Raw genomic sequence first — 23,624 nt, 5'->3', positions numbered from 1 at the left:
CGTACATAGAACGATGACTATAGCAAGAGGACTACTCCACCTCGATTAACTCCTGAATGTCGATGTCTAACACTTTGCAAACCGTTTCTAATGTTGATAGATACACTCTGTCCACATTGTCTGAACAAAGATGGCTGATTGTATTTGGTCGCAAACCTGTCATTCGTGCCAATTCACGCTGTGAAAGGTCTCGTTCTTTAAGGATTTCCTTTAGCTTGTTTGTAATAGGCATGGTACTTCCCTTCCTCTTATTCATGTTACCTTTTACGATACATCACAAACTTGTATCGGTAAAGGGGTTGATTGTATCGCTAAAGCCGCATACAATGAATTTATATTAATTATAGCGGCTAAGCGTTACGTTAATTGAGATTAGCGTAACGGAGGGGGAAACTACCATGAAAGTTATCGGATATATTCGAGTATCTACACAAGGACAAGCAAGAGATGGTTACAGCCTTGCTTACCAGGAAGAGGAAATCAAGGCATATTGTCAGGCTCAAGGGTACACGCTTTTACGCTTGTTTAAGGACGAGGGTATCAGTGGTGCTAAAGTAGATGAAGAAGCGTTAGAAGTGGATAGGATGCTTTTAGGAGATGTTGGAGTATCTCTCCCACAATGAGGTGGGATTATGTTGTAACACTTAATACAAGCCGTTTATGGCGGTCAGACATTGTGAAAGTGTTAGTACATCGGGAATTGAAAAAGTATGGAGTAGACATTCGGAGCATTGAACAACCGCAATACAGTATCCATAAGAAAGACCCTAGCGATTTTTTAATCAATGGTTTAATGGAGTTATTAGATCAATATCAACGATTAGAAATCTCTTTAAAGCTAGGGAGAGGGCGGAATAAGAAAGCCCAACAGGGCGGCTATTCAGGTGGAAATGTCGCATTAGGCTACAAAGTGGAAAAAGGTAAGAAAATCCTTGTCATAGATGATAGACAAGCCAAAACCGTACAACGAGTGTTTGACTTAAAGGAACAGTATCCTTCATGGTCATTAACTCAACTAGCGGAACAACTGAATGAGGAAGGTCATCGAACAAAACAAGAAAAGTTGTTTACTAAAGTCCAAGTCAAAAGGATTTTAGATAGAAAAGCCTTTTATAGTGGGTTATACCACTATGGTGACATAACAGCAGATGGCAAACATCAAGCCATTTTATAACGGTTAACAGATAGAGAATGGATAGGCTTTCGTACCCTTGCGAGTCCCTAGAGACTAACGCTCGACCTAAGGTTGCTGACATTCTCTGTCTTACTTTATCCGTTCAATCGAATATAGGGGTGAGGTTTTCTGATGAGAAGAGATAAGTATATTTATATAGGACTAGATTTACACAAGTTTCAACATACAGCGGTGATATTGGATTGTTGGAATGAAAAGCTAGGGGAAATGACGTTTCAAAATAAACCAGCCATCTTTCCAAGTTTACTAGAGTATGTGAATAGGTATTTAACAGAAGATTTGACCCCTATATTTGGATTAGAAGATGTAGGTGGTTACGGACGAGATTTAGCGTTGTATCTGCTTGAACAAGGTTACATTGTGAAATTTGTTAACTCCTCTTTATCCAATGCAGAACGGAACAGCTATGCGATGACACAAAAGAATGATAGTTGGGACGCTCAATGTGTGGCAAGGGTTTTAATACGTGACCTACCGTATTTACCTGAAGCTACACCATTTGATATTCATTGGATAATCGCTCAACTTGTTGGTAGAAGAAATGCTTTAGTGAAAACACAAACATCCTTGAAAAACCAACTGCATATGCAATTAAACTATCATTATCCAAGTTACAAGGATTTCTTTTCAGAAGTAGATGGAAAAACAGCTTTAGCTTTTTGGGAAAGCTACCCTTCACCATCTCATTTGGAGGGGGAAACAGTAGAGGACTTACGGAAGTTCCTATTAGAAGTGAGTAACAATGCTTGTTCCACTAGAAAGGCAGAGCAAATATTAACACTTGTTCAAGCAGATGGAGAAGTAAAACGAGAATACCAAACATCAAGAGACTTTATCATTCAAAGCATAGTTCGAGATATTAGCTTTAAGAAAAGGGAAATCAAGAAGGTAGATAGAGAATTAAAAGTAACTATTCAGAAGTTAGGTATGCAGCTTGAAACCATGCCAGGGATTGATACGGTTACTTCATCCGCTTTAATTGCTGAAATCGGAGACATTCACCGGTTCGCAAACTCTGACAAATTAGCAAGATATGCAGGGATAGCCCCTATCAAGATGGGTTCGGGTGGCAAGGAAACGATGAAGAAAACGAAACAAGGCAACCGAAAGCTATATGATGTTTTTTACAACCTAGCTGTTCAACAAGTCCAAGTAAGTAAGGGGAATAAAATTCCTCGTAATCCTGTGTTTTATGCTTACTATAATCAAAAGCAAAGTGAAGGGAAATCCAAGTCACAAGCCCTTCTCTGTATTATGAGGAGATTAGTCAGAATTGTCTATGGTATGATGAAAAATAAAACGGCTTATATTCTGCCAAGAATGCCTGAAACGAAGGCAAGTTAATTAGTTTGGGTGGTGGTTAAATAGACTGCCATCCTTTTATTAAGTACTAATTTAGATATTCCTAAGGGTACGGGTGATGTTACTCCTAAAAAGAAATCTGTACTAGATTTGCTTAAAGAGCGTTGGGAAGCAGGTAATAATTTTAATAAGGAAAATCGTCCTCGTTTCCCTTATAATGATGAGGTAGAGTTGGAAGCAAAAGAAGTAGGGGGCAAAAAGTAAGTAGTTGACTCAAATGTACCCAACAAGGAAATAGTATCGAGAAAATTTACTCTACTTAGTGAAGTGCAAGAAAAAAACAGCTAAGAGTTACTTAAATGAAATCACAAAAAAACATTCTTGGGGTTTTAAAATAACAAATGGGACTTTTAATTCTAACGCTTTCAAAGAAGGGCGACTTAAAGTGAATTAATATTAGAAATACCTGTACAAAATAAACCAATTCACCAAACAATTCTTGATGAGGCAACAAAAAGCAGGATTATTATTAGGGATATTAAGGGGAAGGTGTATAATTGACTATGAAAATTTATTATTGTGACGAATGGTCGGACATCAAAAAGAAGCCTTGGAACATACTTGATGTCCGTACTGCATACACATACCATCAAAAACAAGAACCATATACGGCGGTATTATTAGAGGATGAGAAACCTAAGTATATTGTAAATGTTACAAATGAATGGGTTTCGTTGGGGTTTTATGATGACCTGATTCGTAAATATTTAAATTATGATTTTGAAGTTATGAGTGATGGTAAGATTTTTTTAAGAACAGCCATGTATTGGGAATATGATGATGAAACTGACATGGAAGTAAGCACCTTGATTTTGGGCTTCCGAGAAGATGGCTTTATAGCAATGGAAAAGACAGATTTAAAGACCGGTTCAGTCGAGGAGCGCGAAACTAGCGATATCCTTGAAAGAAACTGGGATGTATTTCCTGAATTTGGTCATTACAATTATTTGTGAAAAAGAAAAGATAACGTGTTTAGAGTACTCTAATACCTAAATTAGTTATACGAAAGGGGTTTACGTGTACATAAAGCAAGTGAATTAAAATACAATTAAGATATTTGAGTTGGACAAAAAGAGCAATGATATGTTTGAAAAATAGAGACTCCATGAAGGTACTGCACATCATGGAGTTTTATTTTATATAGGATTGATAAAAAAATACGAAAATTGGATGATTTGACATTTACATGGTGTGGGGGACTTCTGATACTGCAAAACACGTAAACTAAAGACAATGACAAAGCTCGTGGCAATAAACAATAGGGTAACGTGAAAGTGTGTTCTGTTATTAATTTAGCTTAGCTTATTAATTATAAGTTGTATTCTTACTAGAAGCGGTCGTATAGTACTTGCTATTCATTTAAAAAGTGTTACGAAAATTAACATTTATGTAATGAGAGGTTAAAATACGCTAAGATAAAATCGAAGTAACATCAGAAATGGGTGAAAACATAAAAATAACTAGTAGGCTTAATTTAATGATTAAAAATGGAGAATAATGATTAGTGGGAGGTTAATTATGGAAAATGCTAACTTTAGTAGTTTAACAGAAGATGGTAAAGTAATATTTTTCCTTGGACTCTCAGAAAAAGTTTTGTCGGTATTTTCTCGCAAAGAAGATCAAATGTTAGCCCAAGAAGTTATATATAAATGTTGGGAATGGCTAAAAGGGAAAGAAAATATAGGGGTTATTCTTTATGAATTGTTAGATAATGAGGAAAATGGTATAACAATAATTCAAGAGATGTCAGATAATGAAACAGACTTCATAGCTTGGAACTGTGTTATTGATGCAGTTGCTTATACTAGTAGAAAAGCATTTGAAAGAGAAGGTGTCAAATATTATCCAGAACCAATTGCTTTAGTTGATGATACATTAGTAGACCATTTTATGGATTGTTTTGGAAAATGTGTAGAGAATGCAGATAGTTATATTCAAAGAATAAATTTTTTATTGGATAATTATAAGAATGGGAATATTGCGAATGATTGGCGGACAGAAATTTTAAAGGAATTACAACTATACAATTAACTATGACTCTATTATTATATGAACTTTCTTGAAAAATGCTACAGAAACGGTCGATGCGATTATACACGATCCAGTAATCGTTTCTTGAATCGATGGAATCAAGTAAGAGAACATCCTATGGCGTAACGACATAAAAAATAGTGGAAAATAATATGTCAAGAAGTCACCAAAGAATACTTATTTGAATGTAAAGTTGACACATTAAATTAAGGGAGCATTTTAATTGGATACCTTTGAGAATTTTTTAAAACATAATACTGTTGATGAAAGGATTATCTTAAAATATAAAGATAAACTTCCGGTAGAACTGATAGAAGTATGGTATAAATATGGTTTTGGAACATTATTAAACGGTTTTTTAAAATTAATTAATCCAGATGAGTATTTGGATATTTTAGAAAGATGTTATAGAAGGTACGAGCAAGCAATTCCAATTTTTACGACCTCGATGGGTGATATTATCGTGTGGGAAAAAGATAAATATGTTAATTTGTTGAACTTTAGGAAAGGACTCGTACACATTGTTTCATCTGGCTTTAACTTCTTTTTGGATGATTTAAAGGATAATGACTTTATAAATGATGAATTAATGTGGGAACCATACCCTAAAGCTTATAGTAAGTATGGTAGACCTGATTATGAAGAATGTTTTGGATACACTCCTTTACTAGGTCTAGGTGGATCTGAAAAAGTAGAAAATCTAAAAAAGGTAAAAATAAGAGAACATATTCTTATTATTACAGAATTTATGGGACCGATTGAATAGAACCAATCTCAAGATAAGCACTTGATCGCATTTAAGGTATCAAGTGCTTGTTTGTATGTAATATGCTTAGTTAAGCAAATGAATAATACTGCTTGAAATAGAGACCCCATGATGGCAATACCATTATGGAGTACGGTTGTAATACTAACTAAAGATACGGGCTCCTTTTGATTAGTGTAAAGCATTTAAACTAAAATGAATAATAATGCATGTGCGCTAAACAATGGATAACCTAAAAAGGTCACATAATGTACAATTTCTGCAGCGGTAGGGTGAAGAGGTTGAACGTTGTTGGGTATATACTTGTTTCAACGTAAGTCGCTCCCTTTTGTAACAGTACAACCTCAGTAGACTAACAGTTGGCAGCATTTTTATTAAATAGGAGGAACATGATTAATTAGATTAAGAACAAATCTGGGTGATGGACCTCAAACTGAAGTTTCTACTTTTAATGAGGCATTATTGGCGATGTCTGATGCGAAGCTGGAAGAATTTGTGGTATATTAATCCATGCAAGGAAGCTCAATAATTTCATGCCAAAAGGGTACAAAAAGCAAAAGATAAGATATCCACACTATGCATACATCATAGCCTGATCTTAATATATACTAGAGGTGCTTAATTATGGAAAATGATAGTAAATATACAAAGGATTTTGTCTTGAAAAACGGTGTAAACTTTGATGATTTATGGTTTACTTCATATAGTGACGAGATTCTTGATAACCCTGAAGATGAAGGTGGAAAGCCATTTACCGGATTAGCATTCGAACTGTACGAAAATGGGAATCTAATTTATTTTTGTTTCTATAAAGATGGATTAGCTCATGGTTTAAATCGCGAATTTTATGAAAGTGGAAAAATAAAATGTGAAGAGTACTTTAAATATGGACTAGTTAATGGAAAAAGTATTTGTTGGCATGAAAATGGAAATGTTAAATCGACAAGTGAAGTCGAGTTATCGATTGAATTGAACTATAAAGAATGGGACGCCAATGGAAAACTTATAATGGAAAAGGAATTAGAACAAGATAAAGAAAATGCGCAATATGCTATTTTATTAACAAGAAGAGAAATAAATCGTAACATAGGTAGGTAAGAAATCATTGAATAATAGATTTGTTTCAATTTAGAATATAAACATTATGCAAAAATAGAATGAAAAAGTGGTGTTTTCGTTGTTATTAAAACCGGAGTATGCCCAAAATATAATAGTCGGGGTAAAAACTTCTTCTCAATTCTCATGGTATCTAACAGAAAGAGATGTTTGGATACTAGATATAGTAAAATATAAAAAATTATATGAAAGAAATGGATTTAGTCTTGATATGGACTTTGCTCTTTCTCTAAGAAATAACATTTCAGTTGTAAATGAAAAGAATTATCGTCTCTATTTACAAGAATATACTGATTATACCGTACCGACTTCAGAATTAAAAAAGTTAGTTGAACATCAAGATTATGGAAGTACTATTCTAGAATTGAGGCCATCATTATTTATAGACTTTAATCAAAAAAAGCTTCTCTCCCTTTATCCTGAGCTATTACCTTTTGAAAATTATGTTCCTAATAATTGGTCAGGGATTCGTGAGGATTTTACTAGTGATATTCCTGAAGAGGATAGATACTGGATTTTTGATAATATTAATTACATAGACAAACTATTTAATGAGAAAGAAAGAGAGTAAAGGAAAAATAAACCTCAGAAGATGATAGGTAATAGATGGAATTTATCACTTCTGGACATTGACAGTGATAGGGAGGCCAAATAAATACTTACTAACAATTTTCAAGATACTTTTAAAAAACACAGAAGATTCTATTCTAAAGTATGATTTAGATATAGTTATAAAGAAGATTGTAAACAAAAGCTAGGCATTGAATTTGCAGATGAAATACAAAAGAAGAGTTAGCTAAATGATTGTACTAACACAATTAATATTCCTAAATGCGCATCAAGCTGATATACATGAAAAGCCCAAAAGCAAATACCCTATGTATAGGAGGTAAAAAATAATGAGCTATGAATTTATTAAGACAAACCAAGAAAATAGTTTTTATCCTGTGGCTGAAAACAAAATAAAAGAGGCTGAGAAGGCACTTAATTTAAAATTCCCTAAGGAGTTAGTTCATTTTTATAGAGAGGTGGGCTACGGTTTTATTAAAGGTTCAGAATTTAATATTAATCGAATTATGGGTCCCTATTCTGTAAGAGATTTTCGATTAAGAGTTAATGATTTTGAGTTTTATCCCGACATAGAAATCTATGAAGAATTTGAGAATAATAAACTAATATTTTTTGAAGGCAGTGAATCAGCATTAATGTCCATCGAATTGAATGATAATAATAGAAATCCAGTTTATTATTATGACGTTCAAATTGCCACTTCTCTTGAAGAATTTTTAAGAAAGATGGAAGAAAATGATAATTATTACTTGGAATTACTACCTGATTAAAGAACGGTAATAAGACATATCTTGAATGTTTTTACGCCTTCGTTAATTTATAATAAATTAACTGGTATTTAAGACATTATAGTGGGAAAATTCAGCAAACAAATTTGGTCACAGAATAAGTCATTTATTGGTGGAGAGTATTTAACTATCCACAAGCGAAAATTGATAAAGTAAAAAGCAATTGCAGATGGAATGGAATTTGGTTTTGTAGTTTTCAAGGGTGCTGGATTTCGTGGTAGAAACTAAAGATGTACCAGAAAGTCTCTGGTTAAAGTAATGTCGAGGCACAATTTGAATGGCTAAGATACCGTAATTGGAAGAAGACTAGAAGGTGTGATTTGGCACCAGATGAAATGAACCTAATACCTATTGGAATACAGTGAACAACTATTCATAATGGTGACAGATTCAATGGAATGTAGGTAGCTGCCCGAGATAACCAAGACAGTTGGTATACTCACGTTACTACTTTTTATTGGGGACATAAAGTGTTTTCTGCACGCGCTAAAGAAAAGTATAGATTTATTTAAAGGAATAGTAGAAATAGATGAAACCTATTTCTGGGAAAGTCAAAAAGGTCAAAATGATATTAAAAATCACAAATCTAGAAAAACGTGGTGGTTCTTCTACTGTCGGTATCCATAATGAGGAAAAGGAATGGGGGTACTGGGGTAGATGATGAAACTGCAAGAAGGCTGGATACCTTTATAAAAGATTCAAGAAGGTGAGAGAAGAATGGTGATGACACCAGAAGAATTTATTAATAAATGGGATTATATTAAGAATGGCCCACTGAACAAATTTAAAGAAGCAGATTTAATGAATACATATTTTTCGGAGGAAGTTAAGAGGTTTTTGTCTATAGGAGGTCTACCGGAGACTCCACCGCCGTATTTGGAATTTACTACGTCCCAATTTAGACCTATTACCGATGTATTTGATATGCCAGAAGAGTTTCAAAAATATTGGTTTTTAGGGTCAACTGGTTCGGGGAATCCAATCTGTATAACGGAGGAGGATGAAAACATAGTGTCACTTACTAATGGGGATAATTATAAAGTGATATTTGTTAATTCATCTCTGAATCAGTTTGCAGAATGTATATTAGCTTATGTATCCATGATTGATAAAGCAATAGAGATTAACGGAGAGGATGCCTATATTGATAACGATATACCTAAAGTAGTAATGGAGTGGCTAAAAGGGGAACTAGAGAAAATTGATAGTAAGTGTATGGAAGCAGGATTCTTTTGGTCTACTGAGTTTGAAAATCTATTTGAATAACCTCTCGCGTATGGGAAGATCCTTAAAATATAAGAGCTTTAAATTAGACAGAAGTCTTCAAACCCACACCAAACTTATATAAAAAGAGTCAATTAGTGTAATGCCAAGGAGATAAACTGTTAGGTAAGCAATTTAATTCTTTGATAATTTTAGAGAAAGAGAAATGGGATAATATAGGAGATGATAACCTTACAAAGGAGTTTAAAAACCAAAATATTTCAAGGGTGTTAGAGGGAAGTACTTCTATTGTAGAACATGGTGGTAAACATAAATCATATATACTTACATAAAAGCCTATAGACGAGGGGAGAGAAGTGTTCAAACTATCAAAAATACACTAAAATATGTGAAAACCTGTTTATCAATTTGGAAAGAAAGGGCAGTAATTTAGGAATGGTAGAAAAATGAGTGAAAAGTTATCTAAAGATAAGTTAGTTGAACTAGTAAAAAAAATAGGTAATCCTAAGCAGTCTGATGAAAAGGTAAGTGAATATATAGAAATTTTGGAAGAAAATGTTCCTCATCCTGCTCCGAGTGACTTAATTTTTTGGAATGATGAGGATTTATCTCCAGAGGAAGTAGTAGAGATTGCCTTAGCATATAAAGAAGAGAACTAATCGGTAAAGGGGGTGATTGCATCGCAAAGCCCCATACAATGATTTGATTAATATAGAGGCTAGCGTTACGGTAATCCTAAAGCATAACATGTTATGAAGTTATCAGAAATATTCGAGTATCTACACAAGGTCAAGCAAGAGGCGGATATAGCATTGCATATGAAACGGTGAAGAAGACGAAACAAGGCAATCAAAAGCGATAGGATATCGGCCATTATTTTTAGATACTCCTAAAGTTGTAGATAATGCAAGTAGTCTTATTCCATGTACTTCTGGAAATCCTCCCTTACGCGTTCTTAGGAAAAAATTTACTAGAGTTAATGGGATTCCCCGGCTCTATAAGTTGGCTAGGTTATTAAGCAAAGTATAAAATTCCTACTCCATAAAATACAAATCCAGTTATTAAAAATGGAAATGAATGACTCTGCAAATGGTGTATTTTTACCTATACCTTTTGGCGATGTTAGTAGCCTATCTAAATATAGAGGCTTTCAAAACGTTTATAACAATATTGTAAGAAAAATAGAAGAATTAAGGGAAAGGTGGTTATCTAAATGAAATTGGGTGAAAACACCAATTAGTAGAAGAAGTAATGGATTTTATACGTCATAATAAGATGTTTAATATGAATAACTTTCATGTAAATAATTTAGAGGTAATAAATAATTTCAAGGAAGCACAAAACCTTGCTTGGTCTCAGGACTCAAGTGAAGTTGATACTGTATGGGAAAATGTTAAATCACAGGAAGCAGGAAGTATTGTTCAACAGGTATATGATTTGGATTTAGTAACTGAACAAGATGATTTATATGATTTTTTTAATGACTATAACAATTACTCGAACGACTTTCTTCCTTTTGATTATATTGATATTAATGAGGAAGTTGAGGGTGACCTCATGATGTGTGCATTAAATCGATTAGTTAATGGGAAAACAGACAATTTTTATGAAAAAATCTTTGAGATTTATAAGCAAGGAGGGTGGCCGTGTGGGTGGAAGGGGACATACCCGATTGGTGAAATTATTATGTATGTGCCTTAAAATAAAAAAATTACAAATCTTGATTGGCAAAGTGCCTTTTCAAGTTTTTTTTATTTATAATAAATTAAACTGATATTTAGTGAAACAAAATGAAAATAATTTGTTTGAGAACGGAGAGCTTAGGATCCTAGTACCATCAAGGCATTATATTTTAAGTGGTTTGTGAAAATAAGACGATAATTAGGTGAGATAACATGGTACATGCAGGTGGAAGGGGTAAGAGTTGACTTTGAGAAAGGTGGTATAAAAGTAATGAACGATGGTGTATTTAATAATTTAGTTGAAGAGGTAATTCGGTTCTCGAAAAATTTCCAGAGCGAACTTACTAATAATATTACCAATAAAATTGTTATTATTAATGATATAAAAAAAGCAGAATATTTAGCTTATGATGAGATTTTTGGTGAGGATGAGTATAATTGGAAAGATATCAGAGAATTGGAAATGAGTGAAGTTTGGGAGACTTATTACGCAATGTCAGAAAAGGAAAAGCCTAAAGGATTGGAAGAATTATTAGAAGTTATTGCTGGTAATGTGAGCAAAAGCTCATGTAAATATAGTATGTTTTATAATGATGTTGTAGCAGACCTTACTAATTGTGCCATTAATCGAGCGGTAAACGGAAAGAATAACACTTTTTTTGAAGATTTGTTTGAGATATATCAACTTGGTGCCTTTCCTTGCGGTTGGAATGGTGCTTATCCAGAAGGAAAAATTATTGCTTATACATTGGATTAAAAATAAAAAATCAGAAAGAAAAATGCACGTCAACTTAGAAAATCAAGAGATTTACATGAGTAGAACTTAGTTTCAAAGGTTCCTCAATTTAAGTGTGGATATATTTAGTACTGAAGAGATTAAAGATTTAAGAACAACTATATCAGATGTCAATCCAAACGTGTTTATGTAGGAGGAAGCCCCGTTAAAGCACATGATAATTGTTAGCAGTAATAGATTAGAGGGTGGAGTTATGTCTTTGCCTCATGCTTTAAGACTAAAATAGGAGGCTACTATTATGGAAAAACAAGGGTGCGTTTCAGTTTGGTTAGGGAATATAAACGATGAGGACTCAATAGGAGAGTATGTTGATTTAACTTATGATGAGGATGGCGAGTCTGTCCCATCCCAATTCTTTATCGATTTTAAGATTGATGTGGATGAAACAGATGCGGATACGATAGAAAAGGAAGTGTATAAGAATAGTAGTAGTGATATTGCAGCATTATTAGAAGGGTGTTCGTATGAAGAAATTGTCATCCCAAAAATCCAGAAAAGTATAAATCTAAAGAAATCATATAATGCTGTGATTTTAATATATAATTTTCAATATCAAAATGAAATTAGCTCAACAGATGATTTTGATTTTATTGCTGCAACAAATTATGAGTAAGATAAATTTTAAAGATATGGAGAATGGAATTAGTTAATGGTCAACTCAGAAATTACTTATCTCTTCTTAGTAGCCTTATGTTTTACACTTACTATATCAGAAGTCAAAAGAAGGAAATATAAAGGCACGGGCGAGAAACAATACGAAGAATGGACATGTGAAGCAAGAAAAATAGCAATGAAAGAAAATGCTATCGTAGTCGGAACAAGTCATGCTGATGGTTCCTATAGAAATGGCGGTTTTTCTATCCCAATTGCTTACTGTTTTGATCAAGAGGGAAATGATTTATTGCTTTCTAAAGATGATATTCGCACTAGAATTTTTGATACAGAGACTAATAGTATAAAGATAGCAGAGTAATTAAGATAAAGATGGAAGAAGAAGGGGAAATTAACATAAATTCCAAGTTCCCTTCCGTAACTAAATTTCATTACATAATAAAAAAGTATATAATAAACACTTGCAAATTGTTATCATTTCGTTTTATTATAGAATAGTTATTACTTCATCAGAAATAACTAAAGTGGAAAGTTTAAATCGGAATGATGACGATTTGTTTATTGGGAGTGAGAGTATTGAATAATAAGAAAATCCCTGTTACTGTTTTAAGCGGTTATCTCGGGTCGGGCAAAACTACTTTGCTAAATCATATTCTATCCAATAGGGAAAGCCTAAAGGTGGCTGTGATTGTCAATGATATGAGCGAGGTAAATATTGACGCTTCATTGGTGAAACAGGGCGGTTTTTCAAGAACGGATGAAAAATTGGTGGAAATGCAAAATGGTTGCATCTGCTGTACACTTAGGGAGGATTTAATATTTGAAGTGGAAAAGCTTGTGCAATTAGGTGATATTGATTATATCGTAATTGAATCAAGCGGAATTAGCGAACCGATTCCGGTTGCGCAAACATTTACATATGTAGATGAGAGTGTAGGGATTGATTTATCGCGATTTTGTCAGTTAGATACGATGGTTACAGTCTTAGATGCTCATCGTTTTTGGCATGATTATGCATCTGGTGAAAGTCTTTTAGACCGAAAGCAAGCAGTGGGTGAAATGGATGAAAGAGAAATAGCAGATTTGTTAATTGATCAAATTGAATTTGCGAATGTCATTTTGTTAAATAAAACGGATTTAGTTTCGGAAAGCAAACTACAGGAACTGAAAGCAGTTATCCAAAAATTTAACCCAGAAGCCAAAATTATAGAAAGTGAATATTCCAGAATTCCTTTAAATCAAGTTTTAAATACTCAGTTATTTGATTTTGACGCTGCTAGTCAAGGTGCAGGCTGGATAAAAGAATTAAATGAAGAGCATATTCCAGAGACAGACGAATATGGAATTTCTTCCTTTGTGTATCGTAGCAATAAACCTTTTCACCCTGTGAGATTAATGCAGTGGTTGCAAGAATGGCCAGTTGAAGTAGTTCGGGCGAAAGGATTTATTTGGTTGGCTACGAGAAATGATATTGCCGGATTACTTTCCCAAGCTGGACCGTCCTTAACCATACAAGAAGCGGGCATGTGGATAGCAGCTTATTCGGAAAGCGAGCAGAAAGAAGTTTTAGAGGAAGATCCAGATTTACAAAAACGTTGGGATCCTCTTTACGGAGATCGCATGACAGAGTTAGTGTTTATTGGGATTGGCATGAATCAACAGCAAATGGAAGAAGAGCTAGATGCTTGTTTATTGACTGATATGGAAATGAAAAAGGATTGGACTAAATTTATTGATCCACTGCCTGCATTTTTTGTAGAGTAAGAAAAAAAGTCAATTTGATTAGGAGGAAGAAAAAATGAGAGTGAAAATTACTTTAGCATGTACAGAAACAGGAGATAGAAATTATATTACAACAAAAAACAAACGAAATAATCCAGACCGTATTGAGTTGATGAAGTATTGTCCGCGTTTAAAAAAGCGCACTTTGCACAGAGAAACAAAATAATTTTTTTATAGTCATTAAATCGTAATCATTTCGTTTTATATAATTCGAATGTATTGGAGGAAGTAGAAATGGCAAAAAAGTCGAAAGTAGTAAAAGAAAAAAAACGCCAAGCCATGGTTGAAAAATATGCAGCGCTTCGAATGGAGTTAAAAGAAAAAGGAGACTTGGAAGCACTTAGAAAGCTACCAAGAGATTCCTCACCGACCCGTTTGAAAAATAGATGTGAAGTGACTGGTAGACCAAGAGGGTACTTAAGAAAATTTAAAATGTCCCGTATTGCTTTTAGAGAATATGCCCATAAAGGACAAATTCCAGGAGTGAAAAAATCAAGCTGGTAATGAATAGAAAGAAAAGTCGTCAGCATATTGGTTTGACGACTTTTATCTACACAAAAAAATGGAGGAATAAGAAATGAATTCCGTTAATCCTGTATTAGTGCAAATTTTTTATCGAAGCGCGATTGCTAACTTGCCAGAAAAAAAACGGGAGATTTATCGATACATAACGAGTAAAGAAGAAGAATTAGAGAAGATAGCTGTAAGCGAGAAACAGTTTATGGAGCTGATGGTTAATCATTCCCCATTTAAAGAGGCGTCTAACTATTTTTCCCTCAGTATGTCAACAATTAAAGAGATTATGGGTGAGGCACAAGCGGAAATCGATTTAATGATTATGACCAGAATTAATCAAATGAGATGGATTAATTACTCCAAGACTGATAGAAAAGCGCGAAAAAATAAAAAATGGACATTTGTATTTGTCTCTTAATTTTGCCATAATGGCACTCTTATTTAAATAGATACGTTGGAATAACATACATAGCTACCATGCTTATCTGTTTTTTCACATTAACCTGGTATGTGTTTCATCCTTTACACTTTAAGCAAATAAGATAAGCGGGGCAGAAATTTATTTTGCTTCTATTTTATAGCTTAGCTTATGTTTGCTTAAAGTCGTCTGGACAATCAATGGATGCAACATAAATTTCATCTTTTGCAGGTTATTTCATTGGGGTATACAGAAAAGACCAGAAACTGTATTCTTAATATATAAGGTAAAAAAGATATTGGGTTTTGAAAAGGTGAAAAGTATGACAAACATTAAAGATCTAGCAAAGATGGCTGGTGTTTCTGTAACAACTGTTTCCCGTGTCCTTAATAATCATCCATATGTAAGCAAAGAAAAGAGAAATGCTGTATTAGCGGCAATTAAAGAAAGTAATTATGAACAAAATATTAATGCAGTTCATTTAAGTAAAGGAAAAACACAAATGATTGGTGTTGTCCTTCCTTTTTCTGACCATCCTTATTTTGCGCTGCTGTTAAAAGGGATAGCAAAACAAGCGCTGGAGAATAATTATAAACTTGTATTGTTTCAGACGGATTATATGGTAAGCAGGGAATTAGAGGCATTACAAATGTTGAAGCAAAAGCAAATTGACTCCCTCATCATTTGTTCGCGAACTTGCGAATGGTCTGTAATTCAAGAATATCTTTCCTATGGAACAATTGTTTTATGTGAAGACACAAAGGGGAAGGAAGTTTCTTCGACATTTGTTAACCAATATAAAATTTTCAAAGAAGCTTTAGCATTTTTACATAAAAAGGGTCATCAAAAAATCGGCTACTGTATTGGAAGAAAAACGGGTCCAAGCAGCCAATTACGTGCAAATGCCTATCAAGAGTTTCTTTTGGAACATCAACTTCCTTATTGTGAAGAATATATTATCGATCACTGTAATTACTTTGAAGATGCCAAAAAGGTGATGGATCATTTACTGCAAATGGATAATCCTCCGTCTGCTTTAATTGTGACAAGTGATCAAGTTGCAGCAGGAATTGTTATCTATTGTCAAAAACAAGGAATCAAAATTCCAGAAGAGCTTGCGATAATAGGTTATCATAACGAATCCATTGCAAGGCTGATGGAAATATCTACAATGGAAATTCCGCTTTTAGAGATGGGAAAGAACTTATTTCAACAAGCTATTAGCAAAGAAATATCGAAAGAAGAAATGTTTTTTCGTTTTATTGAAAGAACCACTGTATAAACAAGTTGTTCTTTAGCTGCAAATTAAAAACATCCCAAACAAGCATTTTGGGATGTCAGACTGTAGACAAACGCCTGGAAATTTGAGGTTTTGCCTATGGTCTTTTTTGTGACCTCTTCTAATAGGGTATTGATTTCCGCTACAGGGGTTCGCTTTCCATGGGGCGAGCGCCGAGCCGCTTCGTCGCATACGCTCCTGCAGGGTCTCGGACTTTCTCGCATCTCCCATAGGAGTCTCACCCCTTCCGCTCCAATCAACATGTTTTCATCAAGTTAGTCTAAAAATTTAACTGTTCTGGTTTAAAAATATAGGTAGATAATTTTAGAGGTGAAGTCATGCTTTCCAAACATTCTTCTATTCAAAGAAAACTTGCTTTAGATCATCCTCGACCTAAACAAGTTATCAAAAAATTTATGCAAAAAGAAAAGCGTGGTATGCGATGGACAACTTTATGGGGACTTAAAAAATTGTCTATGCAAGCGATGCTTAATCCATAAAGGCCAACTGGACTTGGATGAGTCTGGTAACTGCTTAAGAAGAGCATAAAGAATAAATCAAAATACAATAAAATAACGAAAAAGACCCTAAATTACAAAAGGGGTTCAGAATAAAAACATTCTGATTCCCTTTTGTCGACAAACTGTCACCCCAAGCAAGCATTTGGGATGTTTTTATATTTTGTATCTTGCCTCTTTACGATTTTGCTCTAATTAGAAGGAAAAAGGAACAAGTTTTATTTTTTGACTAGGTTTTAGTAAGGATAGAAGCGGTATATCTGCATCAATTACCTTTCCGATAACGTTGACTCGCTCATCTGCTGGAAGATCGCACAGGGTGATTTGTATTTCTCCACGATAGCGTCCATAGAGGTCATTATCTCTTGTGATTGTGCCGGCTGGACGTGCTTCTGTGTTCTCTGGGTAGATATTCTCTAGACTTCTCGTACCTAGGAAGCGGAGAACATCACGGGAAAGATCAGGACGAAGTTGGAACTCGCCTTCTTGATAATCCTGGATACGGATGGAGACATAATGATGCTGATCAAAATCGATTAATTTATGAAGTAGTGCTTCACTTACTCCAGGATCACCAATGTAAACATCCTCAACCCCTGCTAGAAATAACTCTAATGCACCATGATATGGCTCTAAGTGCCGATGATTTTCCAATGTAGGCAGCCCGTCAAATAGAGGACCACGTTTTTCTTCATCACCTGGAATATATGCACTAATAGGTATTCCGAAGCGCTGGAAGATTTTATTTTGCGATTGAAAAAAAGAAAAGGATAATCCCGTTTCTTGTCTTGGATAGAAATTATGCCATGCTATCAATTGGTTGGCATTCAGACCAGCTTTTATAAGTGCAGACAAGTCCTCCTCTTGGAAAGCACTAGCATTAAGAGCCAATTTAAAATCTTGGGAAAGGGTTAAAATCATTTCATTATCAAAACCATCATCTAATCGAAGACCAATAACCCCTAGCTTCTTTAACTCCATTAAACTGTTTAATCCTAAATGACTAGGAGTTCTTAAGGAAACATCGGCAAAAACCTCTATTCCTGATTCAGCAGCTAGAGTCATAAGTGCTTTAGCTCTAGTCGCTAATTCACCAGACTCCTCCGGAATATGAAGGGAGGTGAATGCCCGCTTTACTCCTAATTTTCCAGCGCGGGTAATTCGTTCTTCCGCTAAAGGATCCTTTAAATAAAAGGAAATGCCAATCATTCAAACTCACCAGCCATTTCATCTTTGAAGCCAAATAAATACGTAAAAACAAATCCAGCAGCATAAGCAATTAATACCCCTGCTAAATATAGAAACACTTGACCGGTAACAACAAGGAATGCAAGTGGGATACCAGATACGCCGATAGCTACAGTAGCAACTCCGAATGCAGCCTGAAACGCTCCGCCGATTCCAGCTCCCAAACATGCCGTTAAGAAGGGACGCCCTAGCGGAAGGGTAACACCAAATATCAATGGCTCGCCAATCCCAAGAATCCCTGCAGGAAGACCACCAGCAATAGCTCTCTTTAATCGTGTTTTCTTTGTTTTAAAGTAAATCGCAAACGCTGCACCTACTTGGGCAGCACCACCCATTGCAAGGATTGGCAGAAGAGGATCATTATCAATTGTATTAATTAACTCAAGATGTATTGGTGTTAACCCTTGGTGTAACCCAGTGACAACAAGGGGAAGGAAGGTTGCCCCAAGAACAAATCCTGCAACTACACCCCCCATTTCCAGTAAGGAGGTTAATCCTTTTGTAATGACATCAGAAATAAGACCGCCAAGCGGCATAAATATGAGATAAGTCAAGATACCAGTAAGCAATAAAGCGACAGTCGGCGTAATAAAAAGATCTAGCGAGGTTGGCACATATTTACGAACCTGTTTTTCAACTAATGCGATAAAGATTGCTGCGAATAGCACGCCAATTAGTCCGCCTCGACCAGGCAGTAAATCTGTGCCAAATAAATGAATGCCAGCAACAGCGGGGTTTATTATCAAAATACCGGCAATAGCTCCAAGCGCTGGCGAACCGCCAAATTCTTTTGCTGCATTTGTACCAACTAATATGCCGAGGTATCCGAATAATCCACTGCCAATCACAGATAAAATGATGGCAAGTTGTGATTCTTCTGCCAGCACACCGGCCTGGACAATGGCTTTTGTAATTCCTGTTATCAATCCAGACGCTACTAGAGCAGGAATTAAAGGAATGAAGATACTAGCAATTTTGCGCAAAAATAATTTAAAAGGTGTTGCATTTTTTTTGTTAATTTCAGCTTTTGTGCTTGCTGCCTTTTCTTTTAGATTAATCCCGCCAGCATCTTCGATTAATCTACTAAAGGCTTCTGTAACTTTATTTACTTTTCCAGGACCAAGAATAATTTGCAGTGTTTCTTCAACTACAACTCCTAATACTCCATCCACTTTTTTTAATTCTTCTTTATTGATTAAGGAAGAATTTTTCGGTGTGACACGAAGTCTTGTCATACAATGTGTGTAGCTAACAATATTTTCAGGACCACCTAATTGTTCGAGAATCTTTTCTGCTAAAATTTTATTGTTTTCACCAGCCATCTTAAATTCCCTTCTCTCCACTATTATTTATTTTTGCACTCCTATCAAATGTGTCCAGGCACCATGTTGTTTCTAGATAGGGAAGACACATTTAAGCGAATGCTACTTTCCTTCTTTAATAAATTGAATAGCTTCTCTTGTTTTATCAATAGAGGTAATAGTGTCCTCATATTGAACTGTTGCCATTGAGAGAAACAAAATATCCATGATATATAGCTGAGCTAGACGTGACGATGTGGCTGCACTTCGAAAGGGAGCTTCAGCTGAATAGGAAGTAAACAGCTTTATATCTGATAATGATGCAACAGAAGATTGACCGTATTTTGTTAGACTGATTGTTTTTACACCATGTTTCTTGGCAAGTGACATGACTTTAATTACTTCGGGAGTTTCGCCTGAATGGGAGATTCCAAAGACAATATCATCCTTGCCTGCATTTCCGATTAATGTAGCGACAAGATGTATATCAGTAAAGGCAGTAGCGTTTTTATGAATTCGCAGAAGCTTTTGCTGAGCATCTTTAGCGATAATATTGGAAGCACCAATCCCAAAAAAATGAACATTTTTTGCAGCAGATATAGTGTGGACAGCGCGCTCCAATTCTTCATAATTAATTATTTCTTCAGAATCACGGATACACTGAATGCTGTTACTAGTTGTTTTTTGAACAATAGAGTAGAAGGATTCATCTGGTTCAATATCGCGATATCCTTGTTCAAGGGGCTTCACTAAATCGCCAGCAATTCTAACTTTTAAATCTTGAAAGCCATTTAAGCCTAAGGATTTACAGAGTCGAATAACCGCGGCTCCGCTTGTACCTGCATGCGCGCCGATTTCATGAACGGTACTGTTTAAGAGCATATTTGGATTTTCTAGTATAAATGCAGCAATCTTTCGCTCGGAAGCGGGGAGCTGCTCCAACATGCTTTGAATAATTTTTAAACCACCTGCTACCACAATCTTAACCACCTTTTCAGATTACTTCTGAATTGCTTTTTTTACATAACCATTAGCATTTGCTAAAAGCTGCTCTGCTTCTTGCTTGCTTGAATTTGTTTTTAACATGACGATTGCTGTTTTGACTTGTAAGTTTGCCTCTTCCAATGTTTCTAATGCTTGTTCATAGGAGACATCTGCAATTTTGCAAATAATAGCGATTGCTCGTTCCTTAAGCTTTTCATTGCTTACATGAACATCTACCATTAAGTTTTCGTATGCTTTTCCTAGCAATATCATGGAGGAAGTGGAGATCATATTTAAAATCATTTTGTGTGCAGTGCCTGATTTTAACCGGGTTGAACCGGTAAGCACCTCAGGACCGACAATCACTTCGATTGCTTGCTCTGCTTCTTTACTGATGGCTGCATTTTTATTACAGGATAAGGCAATTGTTTTTGCTCCAACTGCTCTTGCATACTGCAATGCTCCGATAACATAAGGAGTCCTTCCACTGGCGGCAATACCAATCACCGTATCATTTTTTGAAAGACTTATAGCTTTTAAATCTTTGATACCAAGATCTGGCTGATCTTCTGCTCCTTCGACCGCTTTAAAAAAGGCTGTTTCTCCACCAGCGATCAGTCCTTGCACCATTTCGGGATCTGTACCAAATGTTGGTGGACATTCTACAGCATCGAGAACGCCTAATCTTCCACTCGTTCCTGCGCCCACATAAATAAGGCGACCGCCTTTTTGGAAGGATTCAAAAACGTATTGGACGGCTACCTCTATATCAGATAAGACTTCCTTGACTGCAAGAGCCACTAGTTGATCTTGTTCATTCATCAAACGCAATATTTCCATTGGTTCAGCCGTATCGATTTGCATTGTTTGCTCATTTCGAGATTCTGTTGTTAATAGCTCAAGCTTTTCTTCCATGGTAAATACTCCTTCTCCAAGTTTGTTTAGATTTGAAAACGATTTCCTTGAGATGATTATAATAAAACTAAAATGAAATTTCAATAATTCATAACAAATAATAAAATGAAATTTTATTTCAAGATGCTTACATAAAAGAAAAGACAATTGACTGAAACTTACTGTTATCCTTATACGTATGATAAGAGGAGGGGGTAAAAACATGATTTTCCGTTCGAAAGTAGATCGCTTCTTTATTATCATGTTGTTAGTCGTTATTTTTAGTATGGGGCTTGTTACGTTAGGTCCATTGTTTATAGAGAAGGAACGAACAATATTGCCCAGTATTATTATGAGTACCATTTTTATCTTATGTACTTCTTTTTTTGCATGGATTACATTTGGTATTAAGTATGTGTTTACCGATGAGTATTTACTAGTAAAAGGGGGACCTTTTCACAGTAAAATCCGCTATGAAAATATTACTAAAGTTGCTAAGACGACTGATATATTTACTGGTTTTCGACTGTTAACTTCCAAATCAGCAATCGAAATATTTTACATGACAGCGAGCCTTGGCAGTGTAAAAATATCGCCGCAGAACGCTGAATTATTTTTAATAGAATTAGAAAATAGAATTTCAAAAAGAGGAAAAAACAATAATTAACGATAAGTTATTTTAACGATGGCGGTGGAGATGTGAAGAAGATAATATTAGTAGGCACTTTTCATTTTGCGGAAAATGCTGATATGATAAAAAGGAAAGACGAAGAGATCGAAGAATTAGTTCAATTATTAGCAGAATGGAGACCTTCCAAAATTGCCTTAGAATGGGATAAAAAAGATGAGCAGCTTCTTATTGAAAAATTTCATCAAGAAAGTAATCAATATTTTTCAGATGAGATTGAACAAATTGGTTTTAGATTAGCGAATAAATTACACCATGATAAGGTATATGGTGTAAATTGGGAAGGGGAATTAGGGCAAGAAGATGTTCAAAACCTATTTAATGAAATAAAGGAAAATTATCAAGAACTATCTGAAAAAATGGAAAGTTTAAATAAAGCTAGTCCCGTGTTGTCTGCAACAAGTTCATTAATAGAGGCATTTCGCCGATTGAATGAGAACGCATATATACATAGACTTGAGGATCTTTATTTATCTTTTGTCTTAGTTGAAAATAAACAGGGTGTAAAAATTGGTATTCCCTTTCTAGATAAATGGATGAAAAGAGAATTGTATATATTTAATAATGTGCTAGAGATTACAAAGGATAATGATCAAGATTGTATTTTGCTTCTTATTGGCAGTGACCATTTGTGGCTATTAAGAAAGTTTTTTGAAGGAATTGGCTGGGAAGTAATAAATCCTTTTTCCTATACAAACAAAATATAAGGGGCAGGAGGAATGTTTCATGTATTCAATAGAAGGCTTCCATTAACGTTCAAGGTTACTGCCATTTTCACGAGCTCCCCCATTTTCTATAGGCATAAGAAGAATGGAAAAAGGGAGGATGAAAATCGATGGCAATTCACTACTTGAACATTAATAATAAAGAATTATATGTGGAAACGCATGGGAAAATGACAGGAAAAGCTATTCTATATTTACATGGCGGCCCAGGTGAAGGGTGTTTTGACTTTTCCATGAATCAAACACATCGTCTAAACAATTTTTTTCGTTTAGTTGTTATAGATCAGAGAGGAGTATGTCGCTCTGAAGAAATTTTTAAGGAGGAGTCTTTTGGAATAAACCATTTAATAGAAGATTGCGAAGAACTACGTATCCAACTAGGTATTTCTAAATGGTCGATTATAGGGCATTCTTTCGGTGGATATTTAGCCGTCCTATATGCAAATCGCTATCCATATGCTATCGAAAAGTTAATTTTTGAGTGTCCTACATTTGATTTCGAATTAACAGCAAAATCCTTATTAAAAAGAACGGCTAGCTTATTTGCAAGATATAATATGATTCCATTACAGAAGCAAGTCAATCGTTTAATTGCTAAAGCTGTGTCACCAAAAGAATTGGTAGAAGGCTATTTGCAGCTAAGCTCTTATTTGCAAGAAAAACGAATGGAAATATATAGTTTGCATTCTATTAATCTAGAAACAAGTATTTATACAGACGAACAATGGGATCGTTTTTATGATAAGTCTGAAATCCATTTTGTAAGATTAAGGAATGAAGGCAAGATCTTCGAATCGGTTTTACCACTATTAAAGAAGATACAAGTACCGAGTCTTTTAATAGTAGGTGAATATGATCCAGTAACCTGTGAAAAGCAAATAGATTTTTTTGATAAGAATGTTCGACAAGGAGAAATTCAAATAATAGAGCAGTGTGGGCATACGCCTCATAATGAAAGTCCAGAATGGTTTAGTAAAATGGTAACGGAGTTTATATTATGGGAAAATCATTGAAGCAAAAATCATGAAACTAAATGGTGTGAAGTAAAAGGTGCTATGTTTTCATTATTAGTACCTTTTCCCCTTTTTTTGAAAGACTTCATAAGATAGATTGCTGTAAAAGGAGAAGA

At 34.8% G+C, this 23,624-nt stretch carries 28 protein-coding genes and 2 pseudogenes; 25 read left to right on the top strand and 5 right to left on the bottom strand.

All coding sequences use genetic code 11. The features are described 5' to 3' along the window. Window positions 1-31: 31 nt before the first annotated feature. Window positions 32-232 carry a helix-turn-helix domain-containing protein gene (locus NST77_RS09510; RefSeq protein WP_095328972.1) on the bottom strand — a complete coding sequence of 67 codons (201 nt, stop codon included), beginning with the start codon at window positions 230-232 and terminating at the stop codon, window positions 32-34. Window positions 233-398: 166 nt separating this feature from the next. On the opposite strand from NST77_RS09510, the gene NST77_RS09505 reads away from it, so the two are divergent. The 22 genes and pseudogenes from NST77_RS09505 to NST77_RS09400 all read left to right on the top strand — a co-directional run bounded on the left by NST77_RS09505 (window position 399) and on the right by NST77_RS09400 (window position 16,637). After that, window positions 399-623, top strand: coding sequence for a recombinase family protein (locus NST77_RS09505; RefSeq protein ID WP_268877105.1), 225 nt, complete (start codon window positions 399-401; stop codon window positions 621-623). Further along, the gene (locus NST77_RS09500; RefSeq protein WP_268877104.1) at window positions 620-1,174 is read left to right on the top strand and encodes a recombinase family protein; all 555 of its coding nucleotides are present in this window, start codon (window positions 620-622) and stop codon (window positions 1,172-1,174) included. Before NST77_RS09505 ends, NST77_RS09500 begins: the two co-directional genes overlap by 4 nt. A 132-nt stretch (window positions 1,175-1,306) precedes the next feature. Beyond that, window positions 1,307-2,539 (top strand): IS110 family transposase, encoded by a 1,233-nt coding sequence (locus tag NST77_RS09495; protein ID WP_095328971.1) that lies wholly within the window; start codon window positions 1,307-1,309, stop codon window positions 2,537-2,539. Window positions 2,540-3,060: 521 nt separating this feature from the next. Next, the gene (locus tag NST77_RS09490) at window positions 3,061-3,510 is read left to right on the top strand and encodes a hypothetical protein (protein WP_341122927.1); all 450 of its coding nucleotides are present in this window, start codon (window positions 3,061-3,063) and stop codon (window positions 3,508-3,510) included. Between the two features lie 565 nt (window positions 3,511-4,075). Then, window positions 4,076-4,588 (top strand): Imm6 family immunity protein, encoded by a 513-nt coding sequence (locus NST77_RS09485; RefSeq protein ID WP_095328970.1) that lies wholly within the window; start codon window positions 4,076-4,078, stop codon window positions 4,586-4,588. Window positions 4,589-4,811: 223 nt separating this feature from the next. Further along, window positions 4,812-5,354, top strand: coding sequence for a T6SS immunity protein Tdi1 domain-containing protein (locus NST77_RS09480; RefSeq protein ID WP_095328969.1), 543 nt, complete (start codon window positions 4,812-4,814; stop codon window positions 5,352-5,354). Between the two features lie 624 nt (window positions 5,355-5,978). Then, window positions 5,979-6,452, top strand: a complete 474-nt coding sequence (locus NST77_RS09475; protein ID WP_095328968.1) for a toxin-antitoxin system YwqK family antitoxin — start codon at window positions 5,979-5,981, stop codon at window positions 6,450-6,452. A gap of 70 nt (window positions 6,453-6,522) precedes the next feature. Beyond that, the gene (locus NST77_RS09470) at window positions 6,523-7,041 is read left to right on the top strand and encodes a hypothetical protein (RefSeq protein ID WP_341122926.1); all 519 of its coding nucleotides are present in this window, start codon (window positions 6,523-6,525) and stop codon (window positions 7,039-7,041) included. 328 nt (window positions 7,042-7,369) lie between these two features. Beyond that, the gene (locus NST77_RS09465; RefSeq protein ID WP_095328966.1) at window positions 7,370-7,810 is read left to right on the top strand and encodes an SMI1/KNR4 family protein; all 441 of its coding nucleotides are present in this window, start codon (window positions 7,370-7,372) and stop codon (window positions 7,808-7,810) included. A gap of 455 nt (window positions 7,811-8,265) precedes the next feature. Further along, window positions 8,266-8,462 (top strand): annotated as a pseudogene (locus tag NST77_RS09460) (IS1595-like element ISSpps1 family transposase); the annotation flags it as partial. An 86-nt stretch (window positions 8,463-8,548) separates the two neighbouring features. Beyond that, entirely contained in the window at window positions 8,549-9,094 is a 546-nt protein-coding gene (locus tag NST77_RS09455; protein WP_341123742.1) for an SUKH-4 family immunity protein, read from the top strand. A 404-nt stretch (window positions 9,095-9,498) separates the two neighbouring features. Then, a complete protein-coding gene (locus NST77_RS09450; RefSeq protein ID WP_095328965.1) occupies window positions 9,499-9,711 on the top strand; it encodes a bacteriocin immunity protein in 213 nt (70 codons plus the stop codon). Window positions 9,712-10,265: 554 nt separating this feature from the next. Beyond that, window positions 10,266-10,753 (top strand): annotated as a pseudogene (locus NST77_RS09445) (cytoplasmic protein). 252 nt (window positions 10,754-11,005) lie between these two features. Further along, window positions 11,006-11,491, top strand: coding sequence for a hypothetical protein (locus NST77_RS09440; protein WP_095328978.1), 486 nt, complete (start codon window positions 11,006-11,008; stop codon window positions 11,489-11,491). A gap of 277 nt (window positions 11,492-11,768) precedes the next feature. Then, the gene (locus tag NST77_RS09435; RefSeq protein WP_095328964.1) at window positions 11,769-12,143 is read left to right on the top strand and encodes an immunity 22 family protein; all 375 of its coding nucleotides are present in this window, start codon (window positions 11,769-11,771) and stop codon (window positions 12,141-12,143) included. Between the two features lie 36 nt (window positions 12,144-12,179). After that, on the top strand, window positions 12,180-12,503 hold the full coding sequence (locus NST77_RS09430) for a hypothetical protein (protein ID WP_176474172.1): 324 nt from the start codon (window positions 12,180-12,182) through the stop codon (window positions 12,501-12,503). Window positions 12,504-12,718: 215 nt separating this feature from the next. Further along, window positions 12,719-13,906, top strand: a complete 1,188-nt coding sequence (locus NST77_RS09425) for a GTP-binding protein (protein WP_341122925.1) — start codon at window positions 12,719-12,721, stop codon at window positions 13,904-13,906. Window positions 13,907-13,940: 34 nt separating this feature from the next. After that, window positions 13,941-14,090, top strand: a complete 150-nt coding sequence (gene rpmG, locus NST77_RS09420) for a 50S ribosomal protein L33 (RefSeq protein ID WP_016203575.1) — start codon at window positions 13,941-13,943, stop codon at window positions 14,088-14,090. Window positions 14,091-14,158: 68 nt separating this feature from the next. After that, window positions 14,159-14,428: a 30S ribosomal protein S14 gene (gene rpsN / locus NST77_RS09415; protein WP_095328963.1), complete on the top strand. Its 270-nt coding sequence runs from the start codon at window positions 14,159-14,161 to the stop codon at window positions 14,426-14,428. 73 nt (window positions 14,429-14,501) lie between these two features. Next, window positions 14,502-14,858 carry a hypothetical protein gene (locus NST77_RS09410; RefSeq protein WP_095328962.1) on the top strand — a complete coding sequence of 119 codons (357 nt, stop codon included), beginning with the start codon at window positions 14,502-14,504 and terminating at the stop codon, window positions 14,856-14,858. 322 nt (window positions 14,859-15,180) lie between these two features. Further along, window positions 15,181-16,140: a LacI family DNA-binding transcriptional regulator gene (locus NST77_RS09405; RefSeq protein WP_095328961.1), complete on the top strand. Its 960-nt coding sequence runs from the start codon at window positions 15,181-15,183 to the stop codon at window positions 16,138-16,140. A 335-nt stretch (window positions 16,141-16,475) separates the two neighbouring features. After that, complete coding sequence (locus NST77_RS09400) at window positions 16,476-16,637, top strand: hypothetical protein (protein WP_163186798.1); 162 nt, start codon at window positions 16,476-16,478, stop codon at window positions 16,635-16,637. A 213-nt stretch (window positions 16,638-16,850) separates the two neighbouring features. On the opposite strand, the gene NST77_RS09395 is transcribed toward NST77_RS09400, so the two are convergent. The 4 genes from NST77_RS09395 to murQ all read right to left on the bottom strand — a co-directional run bounded on the left by NST77_RS09395 (window position 16,851) and on the right by murQ (window position 21,103). Next, the gene (locus NST77_RS09395) at window positions 16,851-17,864 is read right to left on the bottom strand and encodes a MupG family TIM beta-alpha barrel fold protein (protein WP_095328960.1); all 1,014 of its coding nucleotides are present in this window, start codon (window positions 17,862-17,864) and stop codon (window positions 16,851-16,853) included. Further along, entirely contained in the window at window positions 17,861-19,225 is a 1,365-nt protein-coding gene (locus NST77_RS09390; protein WP_095328959.1) for a PTS transporter subunit EIIC, read from the bottom strand. The genes NST77_RS09395 and NST77_RS09390 overlap by 4 nt, the downstream gene beginning before the upstream one ends. Before the next feature lie 102 nt (window positions 19,226-19,327). After that, the gene (locus NST77_RS09385) at window positions 19,328-20,182 is read right to left on the bottom strand and encodes a MurR/RpiR family transcriptional regulator (RefSeq protein WP_341123740.1); all 855 of its coding nucleotides are present in this window, start codon (window positions 20,180-20,182) and stop codon (window positions 19,328-19,330) included. 21 nt (window positions 20,183-20,203) lie between these two features. After that, window positions 20,204-21,103, bottom strand: a complete 900-nt coding sequence (gene murQ, locus NST77_RS09380; protein WP_095322230.1) for an N-acetylmuramic acid 6-phosphate etherase — start codon at window positions 21,101-21,103, stop codon at window positions 20,204-20,206. 202 nt (window positions 21,104-21,305) lie between these two features. On the opposite strand from murQ, the gene NST77_RS09375 reads away from it, so the two are divergent. The 3 genes from NST77_RS09375 (at window position 21,306) to NST77_RS09365 (ending at window position 23,508) form a co-directional block, all read left to right on the top strand. After that, window positions 21,306-21,749 (top strand): PH domain-containing protein, encoded by a 444-nt coding sequence (locus NST77_RS09375; protein ID WP_095328957.1) that lies wholly within the window; start codon window positions 21,306-21,308, stop codon window positions 21,747-21,749. Between the two features lie 32 nt (window positions 21,750-21,781). Continuing rightward, complete coding sequence (locus NST77_RS09370) at window positions 21,782-22,477, top strand: DUF5694 domain-containing protein (RefSeq protein ID WP_095328956.1); 696 nt, start codon at window positions 21,782-21,784, stop codon at window positions 22,475-22,477. A 128-nt stretch (window positions 22,478-22,605) separates the two neighbouring features. Next, window positions 22,606-23,508, top strand: coding sequence for an alpha/beta fold hydrolase (locus NST77_RS09365; RefSeq protein ID WP_095328955.1), 903 nt, complete (start codon window positions 22,606-22,608; stop codon window positions 23,506-23,508). The last annotated feature ends 116 nt before the right edge of the window (window positions 23,509-23,624 follow it).

The sequence above is a fragment of the Niallia sp. FSL W8-0177 genome, from assembly GCF_038006285.1.
In the GTDB taxonomy this organism is placed as follows: domain Bacteria; phylum Bacillota; class Bacilli; order Bacillales; family Cytobacillaceae; genus Niallia; species Niallia circulans_A.
The sequence above is the reverse complement of the archived record's forward strand: the minus strand, read 5'-3'. Positions and strand labels throughout refer to the sequence as shown.

What these genes read in the sequence shown, in the direction of transcription:
- NST77_RS09375 (WP_095328957.1), top strand. Translation starts at nt 21,306, where the DNA reads ATGATTTTCCGTTCGAAAGTAGATCGCTTCTTTATTATCATGTTGTTA.
- rpmG (WP_016203575.1), top strand. Translation starts at nt 13,941, where the DNA reads ATGAGAGTGAAAATTACTTTAGCATGTACAGAAACAGGAGATAGAAAT.
- NST77_RS09400 (WP_163186798.1), top strand. Translation starts at nt 16,476, where the DNA reads ATGCTTTCCAAACATTCTTCTATTCAAAGAAAACTTGCTTTAGATCAT.
- NST77_RS09510 (WP_095328972.1), bottom strand. Translation starts at nt 232, where the DNA reads ATGCCTATTACAAACAAGCTAAAGGAAATCCTTAAAGAACGAGACCTT.
- NST77_RS09485 (WP_095328970.1), top strand. Translation starts at nt 4,076, where the DNA reads ATGGAAAATGCTAACTTTAGTAGTTTAACAGAAGATGGTAAAGTAATA.
- NST77_RS09410 (WP_095328962.1), top strand. Translation starts at nt 14,502, where the DNA reads ATGAATTCCGTTAATCCTGTATTAGTGCAAATTTTTTATCGAAGCGCG.
- rpsN (WP_095328963.1), top strand. Translation starts at nt 14,159, where the DNA reads ATGGCAAAAAAGTCGAAAGTAGTAAAAGAAAAAAAACGCCAAGCCATG.
- NST77_RS09435 (WP_095328964.1), top strand. Translation starts at nt 11,769, where the DNA reads ATGGAAAAACAAGGGTGCGTTTCAGTTTGGTTAGGGAATATAAACGAT.
- NST77_RS09365 (WP_095328955.1), top strand. Translation starts at nt 22,606, where the DNA reads ATGGCAATTCACTACTTGAACATTAATAATAAAGAATTATATGTGGAA.
- NST77_RS09440 (WP_095328978.1), top strand. Translation starts at nt 11,006, where the DNA reads ATGAACGATGGTGTATTTAATAATTTAGTTGAAGAGGTAATTCGGTTC.
- NST77_RS09390 (WP_095328959.1), bottom strand. Translation starts at nt 19,225, where the DNA reads ATGGCTGGTGAAAACAATAAAATTTTAGCAGAAAAGATTCTCGAACAA.
- NST77_RS09405 (WP_095328961.1), top strand. Translation starts at nt 15,181, where the DNA reads ATGACAAACATTAAAGATCTAGCAAAGATGGCTGGTGTTTCTGTAACA.
- NST77_RS09450 (WP_095328965.1), top strand. Translation starts at nt 9,499, where the DNA reads ATGAGTGAAAAGTTATCTAAAGATAAGTTAGTTGAACTAGTAAAAAAA.
- NST77_RS09490 (WP_341122927.1), top strand. Translation starts at nt 3,061, where the DNA reads ATGAAAATTTATTATTGTGACGAATGGTCGGACATCAAAAAGAAGCCT.
- NST77_RS09505 (WP_268877105.1), top strand. Translation starts at nt 399, where the DNA reads ATGAAAGTTATCGGATATATTCGAGTATCTACACAAGGACAAGCAAGA.
- NST77_RS09475 (WP_095328968.1), top strand. Translation starts at nt 5,979, where the DNA reads ATGGAAAATGATAGTAAATATACAAAGGATTTTGTCTTGAAAAACGGT.
- NST77_RS09500 (WP_268877104.1), top strand. Translation starts at nt 620, where the DNA reads ATGAGGTGGGATTATGTTGTAACACTTAATACAAGCCGTTTATGGCGG.
- NST77_RS09465 (WP_095328966.1), top strand. Translation starts at nt 7,370, where the DNA reads ATGAGCTATGAATTTATTAAGACAAACCAAGAAAATAGTTTTTATCCT.
- NST77_RS09395 (WP_095328960.1), bottom strand. Translation starts at nt 17,864, where the DNA reads ATGATTGGCATTTCCTTTTATTTAAAGGATCCTTTAGCGGAAGAACGA.
- murQ (WP_095322230.1), bottom strand. Translation starts at nt 21,103, where the DNA reads ATGGAAGAAAAGCTTGAGCTATTAACAACAGAATCTCGAAATGAGCAA.
- NST77_RS09495 (WP_095328971.1), top strand. Translation starts at nt 1,307, where the DNA reads ATGAGAAGAGATAAGTATATTTATATAGGACTAGATTTACACAAGTTT.
- NST77_RS09430 (WP_176474172.1), top strand. Translation starts at nt 12,180, where the DNA reads ATGGTCAACTCAGAAATTACTTATCTCTTCTTAGTAGCCTTATGTTTT.